At 75.4% G+C, this 14,394-nt stretch carries 10 protein-coding genes; 6 read left to right on the top strand and 4 right to left on the bottom strand.

Annotation, left to right across the window (positions count from 1 at the left end; all coding sequences use genetic code 11):
• Positions 1–289 precede the first annotated feature (289 nt).
• Entirely contained in the window at positions 290–1,120 is an 831-nt protein-coding gene (locus ACIRD3_RS13720; RefSeq protein ID WP_402215140.1) for an alpha/beta fold hydrolase, read from the top strand.
• Positions 1,121–1,151: 31 nt separating this feature from the next.
• Here the strand turns inward: ACIRD3_RS13720 and ACIRD3_RS13715 are convergent, their stop codons facing one another.
• Positions 1,152–1,847 (bottom strand): ABC transporter ATP-binding protein, encoded by a 696-nt coding sequence (locus ACIRD3_RS13715; protein WP_402215559.1) that lies wholly within the window; start codon positions 1,845–1,847, stop codon positions 1,152–1,154.
• A 475-nt stretch (positions 1,848–2,322) separates the two neighbouring features.
• Between ACIRD3_RS13715 and ACIRD3_RS13710 the strand changes: the two genes are divergently transcribed.
• The 3 genes from ACIRD3_RS13710 (at position 2,323) to ACIRD3_RS13700 (ending at position 9,588) form a co-directional block, all read left to right on the top strand.
• Positions 2,323–5,643 carry an FtsX-like permease family protein gene (locus ACIRD3_RS13710; RefSeq protein WP_402215137.1) on the top strand — a complete coding sequence of 1,107 codons (3,321 nt, stop codon included), beginning with the start codon at positions 2,323–2,325 and terminating at the stop codon, positions 5,641–5,643.
• Positions 5,640–8,468, top strand: a complete 2,829-nt coding sequence (locus tag ACIRD3_RS13705) for a hypothetical protein (RefSeq protein WP_402215135.1) — start codon at positions 5,640–5,642, stop codon at positions 8,466–8,468. The genes ACIRD3_RS13710 and ACIRD3_RS13705 overlap by 4 nt, the downstream gene beginning before the upstream one ends.
• Positions 8,469–8,598: 130 nt before the next feature.
• Positions 8,599–9,588 carry an ABC transporter ATP-binding protein gene (locus ACIRD3_RS13700; RefSeq protein ID WP_402215132.1) on the top strand — a complete coding sequence of 330 codons (990 nt, stop codon included), beginning with the start codon at positions 8,599–8,601 and terminating at the stop codon, positions 9,586–9,588.
• 111 nt (positions 9,589–9,699) lie between these two features.
• Here the strand turns inward: ACIRD3_RS13700 and ACIRD3_RS13695 are convergent, their stop codons facing one another.
• Positions 9,700–9,882, bottom strand: a complete 183-nt coding sequence (locus ACIRD3_RS13695; protein ID WP_402215129.1) for a hypothetical protein — start codon at positions 9,880–9,882, stop codon at positions 9,700–9,702.
• Between the two features lie 151 nt (positions 9,883–10,033).
• Complete coding sequence (locus tag ACIRD3_RS13690) at positions 10,034–11,671, bottom strand: AMP-binding protein (RefSeq protein WP_402215126.1); 1,638 nt, start codon at positions 11,669–11,671, stop codon at positions 10,034–10,036.
• Positions 11,672–11,936: 265 nt separating this feature from the next.
• Here ACIRD3_RS13690 and ACIRD3_RS13685 point away from each other — a divergent pair, with 265 nt between their 5' ends.
• The gene (locus tag ACIRD3_RS13685; RefSeq protein WP_402215123.1) at positions 11,937–12,605 is read left to right on the top strand and encodes an AAA family ATPase; all 669 of its coding nucleotides are present in this window, start codon (positions 11,937–11,939) and stop codon (positions 12,603–12,605) included.
• Here the strand turns inward: ACIRD3_RS13685 and ACIRD3_RS13680 are convergent.
• Complete coding sequence (locus ACIRD3_RS13680; RefSeq protein ID WP_402215120.1) at positions 12,596–12,802, bottom strand: hypothetical protein; 207 nt, start codon at positions 12,800–12,802, stop codon at positions 12,596–12,598. The two genes, ACIRD3_RS13685 and ACIRD3_RS13680, sit on opposite strands and share 10 nt — an antisense overlap.
• A 320-nt stretch (positions 12,803–13,122) precedes the next feature.
• Here ACIRD3_RS13680 and ACIRD3_RS13675 point away from each other — a divergent pair, with 320 nt between their 5' ends.
• Positions 13,123–14,355 (top strand): serpin family protein, encoded by a 1,233-nt coding sequence (locus ACIRD3_RS13675; protein ID WP_402215117.1) that lies wholly within the window; start codon positions 13,123–13,125, stop codon positions 14,353–14,355.
• The last annotated feature ends 39 nt before the right edge of the window (positions 14,356–14,394 follow it).

Genomic DNA, 14,394 nt, shown 5'->3' with positions numbered 1-14,394 from the left:
GCCAGGAGACGCGCGTCACCCGGCCCGGGCGAGGCCGGGCCGCAGGAGCGCGTCGACCAGGACGGCCGTGGCTGCGGCGACCTGACGTACGGACGGCGGTCGAGGTCGCCCGTGCCGTGCCTGCACGGGCGCCTCAGGGCGAGGCGGGCCTCGGTGAAGTCGATCTGGACGCGGTGCGCCGTCGCCGCTTGTTGCGACGCTTTGGTCTGTCTCGCAAGGCGGCTGGAGACGACAGAACACGATCTCTGAGGCATTGGCTGGGGGCGCCTGGACGAGCGGAGGATCTGCGATGGGTACGGTCACGACCGACGACGGCACCATGATCTTCTACAAGGACTGGGATCCTCGCGATGGGGAGTCGATCGTCTTCCACCACGGGTGGCCGCTGAGCGCCGACGACTGGGACAATCAGATGTTGTTCTTCCTGGCGCAGGGCTACCGAGTCATCGCCCACGACCGCCGTGGCCACGGACGCTCCACCCAGACCGCGACCGGCCACGACATGGACACCTACGCCGCGGACGTGACCGCCCTGACCGACGCACTCGACCTGCGGGGCGCCGTACACATCGGCCACTCCACCGGCGGTGGCGAGGTCGCCCGCTACGTCGCCCGCGCTAAGCCCGGCCGTGTCTCAAAGGCGGTCCTGGTGGGCGCGGTGCCACCGCTGATGCTGAAGACGGAGGCCAACCCGGGCGGCTTGCCGATGGAGGTCTTCGACGGCTTCCGTGAGGGCGTTGCGGGCAACCGGGCTCAGTCGTTCATTGATATTCCCTCGGGGCCGTTCTACGGCTTCAACCGTCCTGGAGCGCGGGTGTCACGGGGTTTGACCGACAACTGGTGGCGCCAGGGCATGATGGGCGCGGCGATCGCGCACTATGAGTGCGTTGCGGCGTTCTCCGAGACGGACTTCACCGAGGACTTGCAGCAGATCGAGGTGCCTGTCCTCGTCGCGCACGGAACCGACGACCAGGTCGTCCCGTACGACGACTCGGCACCCCTGACGGTCAGGCTTCTGAGGAACGGGACCCTCAAGTCCTACGAGGGCTATCCGCACGGGATGCTGTCGACGCACCCGGAGGTCCTCAACCCGGACATCCTCGCGTTCATCCGTTCCTGATCCCTGACCGAGAAGGGCTGTGCCGCGGGCCCTATGCGGCCCGTTCGGCCTCCTCCTCGACGATCCGTCCGTCCCGGAGCTCGATCACGCGGTCGGCGAGTCCCATCAGCGTCGGGTCGTGGGTGGCGACCAGCACGGTGACGCCCTCGCTGCGCACCACCGCGCGCAGCAGCTCCATGATCGAGCGGCCGGTCTCCGAGTCCAGCTGGCCGGTGGGCTCGTCGGCGATGATCAGGCCGGGCTCGTTGGCCAGTGCGCGGGCGATGGCGACGCGCTGCTGCTGGCCGCCGGAGAGCTCGCCGGGGCGCTGGTTGGCGTGGTCGGCCAGGCCGACCAGGGCCAGCAGGGTGTGGGCGCGCTCCTCGCGCTCGGCGGGCGACACCTTGCGCAGCCGCATCGGCACGCCGACGTTCTCGGCGGCGGTGAGCATCGGGATCAGCCCGAAGGACTGGAAGACGAAGCCGATCCGCTCCCGCCGCAGAGCGAGCCGGCCGTCCTCGTTCAGTGCGCCGAGGTCGATGCCGTCGAGGGAGATGGTGCCGCCGGTCGGGGCGTCCAGGCCGCCGACCAGATTGAGCAGGGTGGTCTTTCCGGAGCCGGACCGGCCCTTGAGTGCGGCGAGTTCACCGCGGCCGACGGTGAAGGAGACGCCGCGCAGGGCGTGCACGGTCCGCTCGCCGGACCCGAAGCTGCGTCGGAGACCGGTCACGGCCACCATCGGTTCCATGGCAGCGGTGGCAGTGGTGGCCGTCACCGTGGCCGTGGTGGCGTTGGCGGCCTGGTCCTGCGTCATGCGGCGTCCCCCCTGTGGGCGTGGCGACCCGGTCCTATCCGGGGTCTACGGGTGCGGTTGCTCCGCCGGTTCACGCTCCCGGAGGGAATCCGGGAAGGGGGCGGAGTGCCCGGCCAACGCGGCGCCGTGAAGCCAGAGTTGTGAAGTGTGCATGGCATTTCAACGGTGCCGCGTCGGTCGGGATGTTACCTATGAAAGGAATTTGCTCATTGCTTACTTGATTCGCGCAAGTCCCTTCCGTTCCTGGATCGAATCTGACAGCATCGTCCGCTATCCGGTGACCGAATGCCGGTGATCCATGCGCCGGTGTGCTCTCGATGTGTCCATCCGTGGCCGATTTGTGCCCGGATCGGGTCGACGGGCGGGGTCGGTCGACGCTACCGGGGGAGCAATCCGGGGGAGGAACGTGATGCTCGGCTTCGTCGTGCGCCGACTGCGCGGGCGACTGCCGCTGGCTGCCGCCGTCCTGCTGACGGTCCTGATCACCACGGCGGTGCTCACCGCCCTGGTGACGTTCAACAGCAGCGTCGGTCAGGCCGGTCTGCGGCAGGCGCTCCAGGGCCCCGGCCACGTCCGGACCACGGTGGTGGTGACCGCCGAACACGGGCTGGACCAGCGGGCGAAGGACGAGGAGGCGCTCGCCGCCTACCGGCAGAAGCTCTTCGGCGACCTGCCCGTACGCGCCGACAGCATGCTGCGCAGCCGCTCCTTCGGCCTCCCCGGCACCAGCGCGGCGGCCGGTGTGAACGGCGCGCCCGACGCGAGCGGTGCGTCGGGCGCGAACAGCGCGTCAGGCGCGACCCCGGGGCAGGCAGCCGGTCAGTCCGGTCAGGCCGGTGCGGCCAAGGTCGACCTGACGCTCCTCGCCGACGTCGACCGCGGCCGGACCCGACTGGTCGCCGGAGCGTGGCCGGGTGCCGCCTCCGGTCCGGTCCGCTCCGCGGCCCCGCAGGTCGCCGTCCCGCAGAGCATGCTGGGGCGGCTCGGCCTGAGCGAGCCGGTGCTGCCCGCAGAGGTCCAGCTCACCGACCGTTTCGACGGCCAGGTGCTGACCGTCCGGGTCACCGGCGCCTACCGGGCCGTCGACCCGTTCGACCCGTACTGGCGGATCGATCCGGTCGGCGGCCACGAGGTCGAGGTCGGCGGTTTCACCACCTTCGGCCCGATGATGGTCGATCAGAGCGCTTTCACCGCGGGCGGTCTGCTGCAGGGGAGCCGGAGCTGGCTGCTCGACCCCGACTTCGCGGGCGTCGGCCAGGGTGCGGCCCAGGCCATCGGCGACCGCGCCCCGGGCCTGACCGATGACCTGCGGAAGGCCGACTCGCTCAGCGCGACCACCGAACTGTCCGACGTGATGCGCGAGTTGTCCGCCAGCATGATGGTCGCCCGGTCCACCCTGCTGATCGGCGCCCTGCAGCTGGCCGTCCTCGCCGCGGCCGCCCTGCTGCTGGTCGTCCGGCTGATCTCCTCCCGCCAGGAGTGGGAGAACGAGCTGCTCGCCGCCCGCGGCGCCTCCGGCACCCGGCTCGGCGCCTTCACCGCCCTGGAGCTGGTGCTGCTCGCGGCTCCGGCGGCGGTGCTCGCGCCGCTGCTGACCCCGTTCCTGGTCCGGGTGCTGGCCGGCCTCGGCCACTCCCACCAGGTCGCCCTGGACACCGCCCTGGGCTGGACGCTCTGGCCGGTGGCCGGGCTCTGCGCGCTCGCCTGCATCGTGCTGGCCACCGTGCCCAGCCTGCTGCGCGGTGCCGGCGCCGCCCTGCGCCGGCGGGCCGGACGCCGCCAGGCCGTGGTCTCCGGCATCGCGCGCAACGGCGGCGACCTCGCCGTGCTCGTCCTGGCCGCCCTCGCCTACCAGCAGCTCAGCCGGTACGGCGGCGGGCTGTCCACGGACTCCTCGGGCGAGCTCGGCGTCGACCTGCTGCTGGTCGCCACCCCCACCCTGGCGCTGTGCGCGGGCACCCTGGTGGTGCTGCGCCTGCTGCCGCTCGCCGCCCGGCTGGGCGCCCGGGTGGCCGCCGGGGGCCGCGGCCTCGGCCCGGCGATGGTCGGCTGGCAGCTGGCCCGTCAGCCCGCCCGCGCGACCGGCCCGGTGCTGCTGCTGGTCATGGCGGTGGCCACCGGCGTGCTCGCCCTCGGCCAGCAGGCCACCTGGACCACCTCCCAGCGGGACCAGGCCGCCTTCGACACCCTCGGCGGCCTGCGCGTCTCCGGCGCGCACAGCTCGCTGATGGGCCAGGCCGGCCGCTTCGGCGCCCTGCCCGGCGGCGACCGGCTGGTGCCGGTCGTGCGCGACCAGCAGCAGCTGCCGTCCGGCACCGGCCAGGTGCTCGCGGTGGACGCCGCGGCCCTCGCCGACCGCGTCCCGATGCGCGGGGACCTGCTCGACGGGCACACCCGGGACGAGCTGTTCCGGCCGCTCGCCCAGCCCGTCCCCGGCGGCGCCCAGCCCGTCCCGGCCGGCGGCCAGGACGGCGTGCCGCTGCCGGGCCGCCCGCTGCGGATCGACGCCGACGTCTACACCGCCGAGACCGGGTACCCGGCCGCCGACCGCACCCTGCGGGTGACCCTGCTGCTGCGCGACCGCTTCGGCATCGTCTACAAGGCCCCGTTCACCGGTGCCCCGGTCGACGAGACCGTGCGCGGCTCGGCGCCGCTGAGCACCCTGGTGGACGCGCCGATGGGCTCCGTCGCCGCGCCGCTGACCGTGATCGGGGCGACCGCCTCCGCCAAGGGCAAGGACGACCGGCCGGCCACCGTCCGCCGGCTGGCGGTGTCCGACACCGCCGACGGACCCGCGACCGCCGTCCCGGTGCCGGCCGGCGTCACCTGGTCGGGCGCCCCCACCGGCAGCACCCCCGTCAGCAGCACCCCGGCCGGCAGCGCCCCGTCCGTGAGCGCCCCGGCCGGGAGCGCCCCGCCCGGCGCCACCCCGGCCGGAGGCGGCCCCGGGACCGTGCCGGGCGTCGCCACCCGCGACTACCTCAAGGCCACCGGCTCCGCCGTCGGCGACACCCTGCGGGTGCCGTTCGGCGGGACGGTCCTCCCGATCAAGGTCACCGCGGCCGTCGAGGCCCTGCCGGTGGCGGGCCGCAGCGCGGTCGTGGTCGACCTCGCCACCACCGCGCGCGTCCTGATCGCCCAGGGCCGTACGGTCTCCGGCAGCGCCGAGTGGTGGCTGCCCGCCACTCACCCGGGCGACCGGACCCCGGCCGAGGCCGCCGCCGCGTTGCGGGCCGGCCCCGGGGCGCAGGACGTCCGGCTCTACGACGAGACGGCCGAGAGCCTGCTCACCGACCCGGTCGGCGCCGCCCCGCAGAGCGCGCTGACGGCCATCGCGGTCGTCACCGCCGTGCTCGCCGCGATCGGCTTCGGCGCCGCCGTGGCCGGCTCCGCCCGCCAGCGCTCCCAGGACTCCGCCCTGCTGCTCGCGCTGGGCGCGCCCCGCCGACTGGTCTCCCGCACCACCGCGGCCGAGCCGGCCCTGCTGGTCGCCCTCGGCGGAGCCGTCGGCCTCGGGCTCGGGGCTCTGCTCGTCCACCTGATCGTGCCGTTCGTGGTGCTGACCCCCGCCGCCCGCCGCCCACTGCCCGAGGCGCTGGTCGAACTGCCGGTGGGCCGGGCTCTGCTGCTCACGGCCGCGATCGCCGTCGTCCCGCTGCTGTCGGCCTTCCTCGTCGGACGCCGCGGCAGGAACGTGGCCACCCGGCTGCGCCTCGTGGAGGAGATGTGACCACCAAGGCCGGCACCCCCGTGCCCACCGCCGACCCCGCGCAGCAGCCGGCGTACCGGCCCGCGCGCTGGGTCCGCACCCGACTGCGCGCCGACCCGGCGGCCGCCCTGCTGATGGCGGCCCTCGCACTCGTCACCGTCTTCCTGGCGGCGGCCTTCCCCCGGGTCGCGGACCGGGGAGCGGACGCGGCCCTGCGGGACTACGTCGGGCACCAGGGCCTCAACCTGACCAGCCTGCAGAGCGCCACCAAGACCCGGCTGAACGACACCGCCGCCGACCTGGACGCCGTGCACGGGAAGATCACCGAGCGGGTCGGCCGGGAGCTGACGCTGTCGCCGGCCGGCGAGGCCTACGGCGCCCGGGCCGAGTCCCAGGGCGCCATGCTCAACCAGGGCTACGCCCGGCTCTCCGACAACGCCCCGCCGATGATCGCCCTGCTCTACCTGCACGGGCTCCAGGACCGGGTGACCCTGACCGACGGCACCTGGCCGAGCGCCGCCCCCGCCACCCCGGGAGCCCCGCTCCCGATCGTGGTGGCGAAGGCGGCGGCCGAGACCATCGGCGTCAAGCTCGGCGACACCGTCGAGAACGGCGACGGCGGACCGGGCGCGACCCGCCGCAGCGTGGTCGTCGGCCTCTACCGGGTGAACGACCCGCAGGACCCGTTCTGGGACGACCTCGGCTGCCCGGCCCGCGCCTGCCTGTACTCCGCCAAGGGCAGCTTCTGGTGGCAGACCAGCGGCTTCGTCGACGGCGGCAGCCTGACCGCCCTGAACCTCTGGGGCTCGGGCGCGGAGAACTTCTGGCGGCTGCCCGTCGACCCCGCCGGGCTGCACGCCGACCGGCTCGACCGGACCCGGGCCGCCCTCGCGTCCTTCCAGACCGGGCCCGGCGCCACGGCGCTGGTCGGCGCGACCGGCCGCCCGGACCTGCACACCTCCTCCAACCTGACCGACATCCTCAACCGGGCGGACGCCCGCTACCAGGCCGCGATGCCGCTGAGCGCGATCGGCCCGGCCGGGGTGGCCGGCGTGGCCGTGGTGGTGCTCTGCCTGGCCGCCGCGCTGAACACCGACCGGCGCGCCGGCGAGCTCAAGCTGCTCCAGGCCCGCGGCGGTTCACGCGCCGGGGTGCTGCTGCGCCTGCTCGGCGAGGGCACGGCGACCGTCCTGCCCGCCGCCGTGCTCGGGACGGCGCTCGCCGTGCTGCTGCTGCCCACCCCCCGATGGGGCTACCCGCTCCTCGCGGCGCTGGCCGCCACCCTGCTCGCCCTGCTGGCCTTCCCGGCCCGCGCCGCCCTGATGTGGTCGCGGCCCCGGGGCGTCGGCGGCTGGCGCCGGGTGATCGGTGAACTCGCCGTGCTCGCCGTCACCGTCGCGGCCGTGGCGGAGGTCCGCCGACGCGGCGTCGGCCACGCCCTGACGACCGGGGTGGACCCCCTGCTGGTGGCCGCCCCGCTGCTGCTCGCCGTCACCGGCGGGCTGCTGCTGGCCCGGATCGAGCCGGTGGTGGTCGGCTGGCTGGCGGCGCTGGCCGGCCGGGGCCGCGGGCTGATCGGCTTCCTCGGCCTGGCCCGGGCAGCCCGCGACAACACGGGCCGGCGCCGGCCGTCCGCCCTGCCGCTGCTGGCGCTGCTGATCGCCGTCACCACGGCCGGATTCGGCGCCACGGTGCTCGACACCGTGGACCACGTCCGGATGCGGGCCGCGCGCCTGGCCACCGGCGGCGACGTCTCCGTCGCCATCCCGGACTACGGCACGCTGCCCGAGACGTTCACCGACACCGCCGGCAAGCTGCCCGGCGTCCGCGCCGCCACCGGGGCCCGGGTGGAGTCCAAGGCCCTGTTCATCGGGGCGGACAAGGAGTACACCGAGGCGATCCTGGTGGTCGTCGAGCCGACGGCGTACGCGGAGATCGCCCGGACCGTCGGCGTCGGGCCGTTCGACCCGGCGGCGCTCGCCGCCGGCCCCGGCGGCCCGGACACCCCCGTCCCCGCCCTGTTCAGCCGCGACCTGGCCAAGCGGCTGGCCTCCGGCGCGCCGCAGGTCCGCACGCCCAGCGGGAACCAGCTGCGCACCACCGTCGCCGGAACGGTCGCGGCGACCCCGGCGCTGCCGGACCCGGGCAAGCCGTTCGTGGTGGTGCCGGCCGGCCCGGCCGGGGAGCGTCTGCCGGAACTGAAGCGGATGAACAAGTGGTTCGAGGTCGGCGACGTCGACCCCGACCAGGTCAGGACGGTCCTCCGGGACGGCGGCGTGACCCGGCCGACGGGCCTGGCCAAGCTGATCGCGGACGAGGCCGCGGCCGCCGGGAAGGCCACCCACGGGCTGCCCTCCGGGTACACCGTGCACAGCAGCCGGGAGACCGTCGCCGCCCTCGCCGACGACCCGCTGCAGCACGCCGCCGGCCGGCTGTTCTGGTACGCGGCCGCCGCGGGAGCCGGATTCGCCCTGCTGGCCGTCCTGCTGACGCTGTTCCGGGCCGCGCCCGACCGAACCGCCGTCCTCGCCCGGCTGCGGACCATGGGTCTGCGACCCCGGCAAGGGCTGGCGCTGATCATCGCCGAGGCGCTGCCGCAGACCCTGGCGGCGGTCGTCGGCGGCGGTCTGGTCGCCACGGCCGCGGTCGGACTGCTCGGACCCGCCTTCGACATCTCCTCGCTGGTCGGCGCCAAGGTCGGCGACGCGCTGACCCCGGCGCTGGTGCCGGTGCTGCTGCCCACGGTGGGCCTGGCGCTGCTGGTCGGGCTCTGCGTGGTGCTGGAGACGCTGATCGCCGGGCGGCGGCAGATCGCCACCGAACTGCGGGCGGGGGAGCGGTCGTGACAGCGCCCGTCGTGCCCACAGCACCTCCAGCTCCCACAGCACCTCCAGCGCCCTCAGCGCAGACGACGCGGGCAGGACAGGCGGTACCGGCAGTGCGCGCAGTGCAGGCAGTCGAGACAGGAGACGAGCGGTGAACAGCACCCCCCAGGGGCAGACGGTCGTCGAGGCCCCCAGCCTGCAGGAGCTCCGGGAGCGGGCGCTGGCCGCCGCCTCGCCCAAGGCGCACGGCGAGGACGCGGCCATCGTCTGCGACCGGCTGGTCCGGATCTTCAGCGCCGAGGGCGTGGAGGTCCAGGCGCTCCAGGGCCTGGAACTGACCATCCGGCAGGGCGATCTGGTCGCCCTGGTCGGCGCCTCCGGCAGCGGCAAGTCCACCCTGCTCACCATCCTCGCCGGGCTGGACGTGCCGACCGCCGGCACGGCCACCGTGGCCGGCTGCGACCTGCTGGAGATGTCCGTCAAGGAACGGCTGCGCTACCGGCGCGAGGTGGTCGGCTTCATCTGGCAGCAGACCGCCCGCAACCTGCTGCCCTTCCTCACCGCCGCCGAGAACATCGCGCTGCCCATGCAGCTGCGCGGCCGTCGCTCCGGTGCCGGACGGGCGAAGCAACAGGCGGCCCGGGTGGCCGAGTTGATGGAGGCGCTGGAGATCGGGCAGCTGGCCCACCGGCGACCCGACGAGCTCTCCGGCGGCCAGCAGCAGCGGGTGGCGATCGCGGTGGCGATGGCCAACAACCCGCCGGTGCTGCTCGCCGACGAGCCCACCGGCGAGCTGGACTCGGAGACCGCCGGGGTGATCTTCGAGTCCTTCCGCACCGTCAACCGCGAGCTCGGCGCCACCGTCGTCATCGTCACCCACGACCCGATGGTCGCGGGCGAGGTCCGCCGCACGGTCGCCATCCGGGACGGCCGGACCAGCAGCGAGGTGCTGCGCCGCACCGTCACCGACGAGCACGGCGAGGAGTCGGTCAACGAGCGCGAGTACGTGATGCTGGACCGCACCGGGCGGGTGCAGCTTCCGGTCAAGTTCCTGGAGGCGCTGGGCATGGAGCACCGGGTGGCGGTCGACCTCGCGGCCGACCACATCGAGGTCCGCCCGGACGACCTCGCGGGGCACTGACCCGGATCCGGGCCCGGGTTCGGATCCGGGCCGTGAACCGGACCCGGACCCGGGCCGTGATCCGGACCCGGGCCGTGATCCGGACCCGCTTCCGGCGGCCGGGCGGCGGCGTCAGGTGTCGCCGCCCATCCGCTGGAACAGGCCGCTGCCCTCGGCGTCCGCGCGGAGGTCCGGCGGCGCCTCCCCCGGGGCGCGCTCGCCGCGGGAGGTGGCGGTGCAGAGGGCGAAGACGAGCAGGGCACTGGCCGCCACGGCGAGGATGCCCACTGCGGTCAGGACGCGTAGCCAGGTCAAGGTAGTGCCTCCTGGGGGACGGTGCGGGGAACGCTGCCGGGGATGTATCGGCAGGTCGGCCCGCACGGTCGAGTGCCCACGGACGGTTCTTCCCGCCGCGGGCCGCGCGAGAGGTCGCCCGCGTAGGCGCTCGAAGCGTTGGCGGGGCGCGTCACACCGCCTCGCGCGCCCCCATCGCGGCGCCGGTCCGGGCGCCGTCCTCGGCCGAGGCGCCGTTCTCGGCCGAGGCGCCGTTCTCGGCCGAGGCGGCGGTGTCCGCCCGGGTTCCGCCGTCCGCCCGGGTTCCGCCGTCCGTCAGGGCGCGCAGCAGGCGCAGGTCCGGCTTCCCCAGGCTGTTCAGCGGGACCACGGGCAGCCGCAGGACGGTGTCCGGCGCGCACCGCGCACAACCGCGCTCCCGGCTCCAGCGGCGCAGTTCCTCCGCCGTCGTGCGGGAGCCGTCGGCCAGCGCCACCGCCGCGTGGACGCGCTCCAGCCGGTCGGGGCCGGTGGTCGTGAACGCCACCGCCTCACGGACCTCCGGGTGGGTGCGCAGGGTTTCCTCGACCTCACGGGGGAACACATTGTGCCCCTCGACGATCGCCATCGGGTCGCGCCGCCCGGCCACGGTCAGATAGCCCGCCGCGTCCAGGCTGCCCAGGTCGCCGGTGTGCAGCCAGCCGTCCCGCAGCACCTGCGCGGTCCGCTCCGGATCGCGCCAGTAGCCGACCATGGCGGTCGGCGTGCGGACGAGGACCTCCCCGGTCCGGCCCGGCGGCAGCGGCGCGCCCTCCTCGTCCACGACGCGCACCTCGGTGTCCGGGTACGGGCGGCCGGCGGTGCTCAGCAGCCGCGGGTCCAGGTGCTCGTCCGGGCCGAGCCGGGCGACCGGCCCGCACTCCGTCAGGCTGTACGTCTGGTGCAGCACCCGGCCCAGCCGCCGGGTCGCCTCCGCCAGCCGGCGCGGCGAGGGCGGGCAGCCGGTGTAGCCGATCCGGCGCAGGCTGCCGGTGTCGGTGACCGGCAGCAGCGGGTGGTCCAGCAGCCGGTAGAGCAGGTGCGGCGGCAGGTACAGCCGGGAGACCCGGTACCGCTCCACCGCTGCCAGCACCGCCCCCGCGTCGAAGCCGTCCTGCAGCACCACCGTGCCGCCCGCCGCCAGCGCGAGGTCCGCCGTCGTACCGCCGCCGTGGCAGAGCGGGGTGCACAGCAGGAAGGTCGAGCCGGACAGCAAGGGTGGGCGCGGCGGCCGGGCGAACCGGCGCAGCACTCCCTTCGGCCGTCCCGTCGTGCCGCCGGTGAAGCGCACCGCCATCACGTCCTCGGGCCGGTACCGCGGTTCCAGCGGAGCGGGGGAGCACTCGGCGGCGAGCTCCAGCAGGTCCGCCCCGAGCCCGAGCGGCCCCGGCCCGAGCGAGAGGAGGACGGCCCCGGGCACGGCCCGCGCGACCCCCGCGGCCGCGGCCGAGCAGCGCGCCGGGTCGAAGACCAGCGCCGAGGTGCCCGCGAACTCCGCCAGTGCCACCTGCTCCGCCACCGTCCCGTCCGGGTACGGCATGGCCACCCGGCAGCCCAGCAGGTTCGCGGCCAGCCGCACCAGCAGCGCCTCCGGCCGGTTCCCGGCCAGCACCGTGACCCCGTCCCCGCGCCCCAGCCCGATCCGCTCCAGCGCCCGGGCCGTGCGGTGGACCGCGTCCAGGCAGTCCCGCCCGGTCAGCGCGGCCTCCCCGGACCGGAGCGCCACCCGGCCGGACGCCAGGGCCAACCCGCCCAGCACCAGCTCGGTGTACGTCGGACCCGCCTCTGCCATGGCCTTCCTCCTGTCTGACGGCGCGTCAGCCTAGCGGAAGGGCCACCCCGGGGATCACGGCGGCCTACGGAGCCTCCGGGGCACCGTCCGTGCCCGGCCTCTTGCCCGGGCGGACGCCCGCACGTCGCTCGCACGTCGCTCGCACGTCGCTCGCACGATGCCCGCACGTCGCCCGCGCGGACGCCGCGGGCGGCGGTCGGCCTCCGGTGGGCGGGTCGTCGGCGCGGGTTGTTAGGGTTCCCGGTCGGACCTGAACGGGGGGCTGGTGGGCAGCAGGGTGGAGGCGGTCGTGGTGCCGTGCGGGGTGGTGGACCTGCGCGGCGAGGCCGGGGCGGGGTTCGTGGTGGCGTACCCGGCCGATGCCGTGGTGGTGGTGTCGGGCCTGCCCGGGGCCGGGAAGAGCACCCTGCTGCGCCGGTGGTCCGGTGCGGCGTCGGCGACGGTGCCGGGGGCGGCGTCGGCGGTGCGGGCGGTGGACCCGCGGACGGTGCACGAGGCCTGCGAGGCGGTGATGCCGGCGCGTCTGCCGTACGCCGTGTACCGGCCGTGGGCGCGGCTGGAGCACTTCCGGCTGCTGCGCTCCTCGGTGCGGCGCGGCGGGCCGCTGCTGGTGCACGACTGCGGCAGCCGAGCCTGGATGCGCCGCTGGCTGGCCCGGGAGGCCGGCCGCCGGGGCCGGGAACTGCACCTGGTGCTGCTGGACGTCGGCGCGGCCGCCGCGCTGGACGGCCAGCGGGCCCGCGGCCGGCACGCCTCCGCCCGGGTGTTCGCCCGCCATCACCGGGGCCTGGCACGGCTGTTGGCGGCCTTCACCAAGCACGTCCGGTCCGGCGGCCCGGTGCCCACCCCCGAGGCGTCGTCCGTGCTGCTGCTGGACGCCGTCTCCCGCTCCCGGGCCGAGACGGTGCGCTTCGGCGCGGGGACTCAACGGTAGGAACGGCGCTCGGCCTCGGCGTGCCACCAGCGGGGCGGGGACGGCCCGTCGACGGCGGCGGAGGGCTGGTCGGGGTGGAGTCCGAGCGGCCGCAGGGCCTCGGCGGCGACCTTGACGCCGACCCAGCACCGCCAGCGGCCGTCCGGCCCGATCCCGCAGCTCAGGTCGAAGCGCAGCGCCTCCGCCGGGAAGGGCATCCAGTCGATGCCCCGGTCACGCAGTCAAGCGCGGACGGCCGCCGGCGGGGTGGGGGAGCCGGGCAGGTTGCGGTAGCCGGCGATGGTGATCCACTCGGGGTCGGGCTCGCTCATGCGCGCCATCCTGCCACCGCACCGGCCGCCGGGAGAAGCGGTTTTGACCGGTGGGAGAAGGGATTTGAGCGGCGGGAGAAGGGGTTTGACCGCTGGGCGAAGCGGTTTGAGCGGCGCGCGAAGCGGTTCGACGGGTTTAAGCGGTCGCACCCGGACCGGCCCTGCCCTACGCTCGGCGCGCCGGACGGTCGAGAACGGGGGAGCGGATGAGCAGGGCCGAAGCCGTACGGGCGACCAACGCACTGGGGGTGCGCTGGGTCGAGCGGGCCGATGTCGCGCCGGGGACGGTCCTGATGCCGGCCGGCCTCTGGCCGCTGCTCGGGCTGCTCGCACCGACCGGGAGCCCGGACGTCCAGGGCGAGTTGGCCCAGGCGCTCGGCTTCCCGCCGACCGCCGCCGCCGAGCGCGCCCGTGAACTCCTCGGTCTGCTGCGGGACATCCCGTCGGTCGGCTCCGCCCTCGGGCTCTGGACGGCGCCGCAGCTGCGGCTGCGCCCGGAGTGGCTGGCCGGGCTCCCGGCGCACCTGCACGGAGCGCTGACCGGCGACGCCGAGCAGGACCGCAAGGAGCTGGACGGCTGGGCGAGCCGGGCCACGGACGGCCTGATCGACACCATGCCGGTGCGGACGAACGAGGAGACCCGCCTGGTGCTCGCCTCCGCGCTCACCGTGCGGACCGACTGGATCAAGCCCTTCGACGACTACGGCTGGGCCCCGGACGACGCCGACCCCGCCTGGTGCACCGACGTCCGCTACCTCTCGCGGTGGACCTCCCTGTTGGAGCGGGCCGCCGTCCTGGAGACGCCCGCCGGGCCCGTCACCGAGGTGCGGGTGCTCGGGAACGGCGACATCAGCGTGCACCTGCTGCTCGGCGAGCCCGACGCCCGCCCCGGCCGGGTACTGGCCGCCGGCATCGAGGTGCTGGACCGGCGGCACCGCCGGACCACCGCCGACCGCCTGCCCGACGGCTCGCCCGGCCCCGGCCTCACGGTCGAGCGGGTCAGGAGCTACACCCCGGAGGACCAGCTGGTCGTGACCGTCCCGCAGTTCACCGTCGAGGCCGACCACGACCTGCTCGACCACGCCGACGCCTTCGGCCTGCGGACGCTGTCCAGGCCCTCGTTGACCGAGCACCGCCTGCCCGGTCTCGCGGACGGCGAGCCGCTGTACCTGGACAGCGCCCGGCAGAAGGCCACCGCGACCTTCGGCCCGCTCGGCTTCCGGGCCGCCTCGGTGACCGCCCTCGCCGTGGCCGTCGGCTGCGCCGCGCCGTCCCGCCCGCCGTACCTGCAGCGGATCTGCCGGGTCGGCTTCGGGCGGCCGTTCGGCTTCCTCGCCGTCCACCGGACCTCCGGCCTGGTGCTCGCGGCGGGCTGGGTGACCGCACCGGACAGGGAGGTCGAGACCGATCCCTGGGAGGAGTGGCCGGAGGAGGACTGACGGCGGATCGACCGGAGATCGGCGTGGGGTCGGGGGGCG

This window comes from Kitasatospora sp. NPDC093550 (genome assembly GCF_044764985.1).
GTDB lineage: Bacteria > Actinomycetota > Actinomycetes > Streptomycetales > Streptomycetaceae > Kitasatospora.
Note: the sequence above shows the minus strand (reverse complement) of the source record. Positions and strands in the feature narration are given on the sequence as shown.

Excerpts from the sequence above, each read along its gene's own strand:
- ACIRD3_RS13720 (WP_402215140.1), top strand. The coding sequence starts at position 290 with ATGGGTACGGTCACGACCGACGACGGCACCATGATCTTCTACAAGGAC.
- ACIRD3_RS13715 (WP_402215559.1), bottom strand. The coding sequence starts at position 1,847 with ATGGAACCGATGGTGGCCGTGACCGGTCTCCGACGCAGCTTCGGGTCC.
- ACIRD3_RS13710 (WP_402215137.1), top strand. The coding sequence starts at position 2,323 with ATGCTCGGCTTCGTCGTGCGCCGACTGCGCGGGCGACTGCCGCTGGCT.
- ACIRD3_RS13690 (WP_402215126.1), bottom strand. The coding sequence starts at position 11,671 with ATGGCAGAGGCGGGTCCGACGTACACCGAGCTGGTGCTGGGCGGGTTG.
- ACIRD3_RS13680 (WP_402215120.1), bottom strand. The coding sequence starts at position 12,802 with ATGCCCTTCCCGGCGGAGGCGCTGCGCTTCGACCTGAGCTGCGGGATC.
- ACIRD3_RS13675 (WP_402215117.1), top strand. The coding sequence starts at position 13,123 with ATGAGCAGGGCCGAAGCCGTACGGGCGACCAACGCACTGGGGGTGCGC.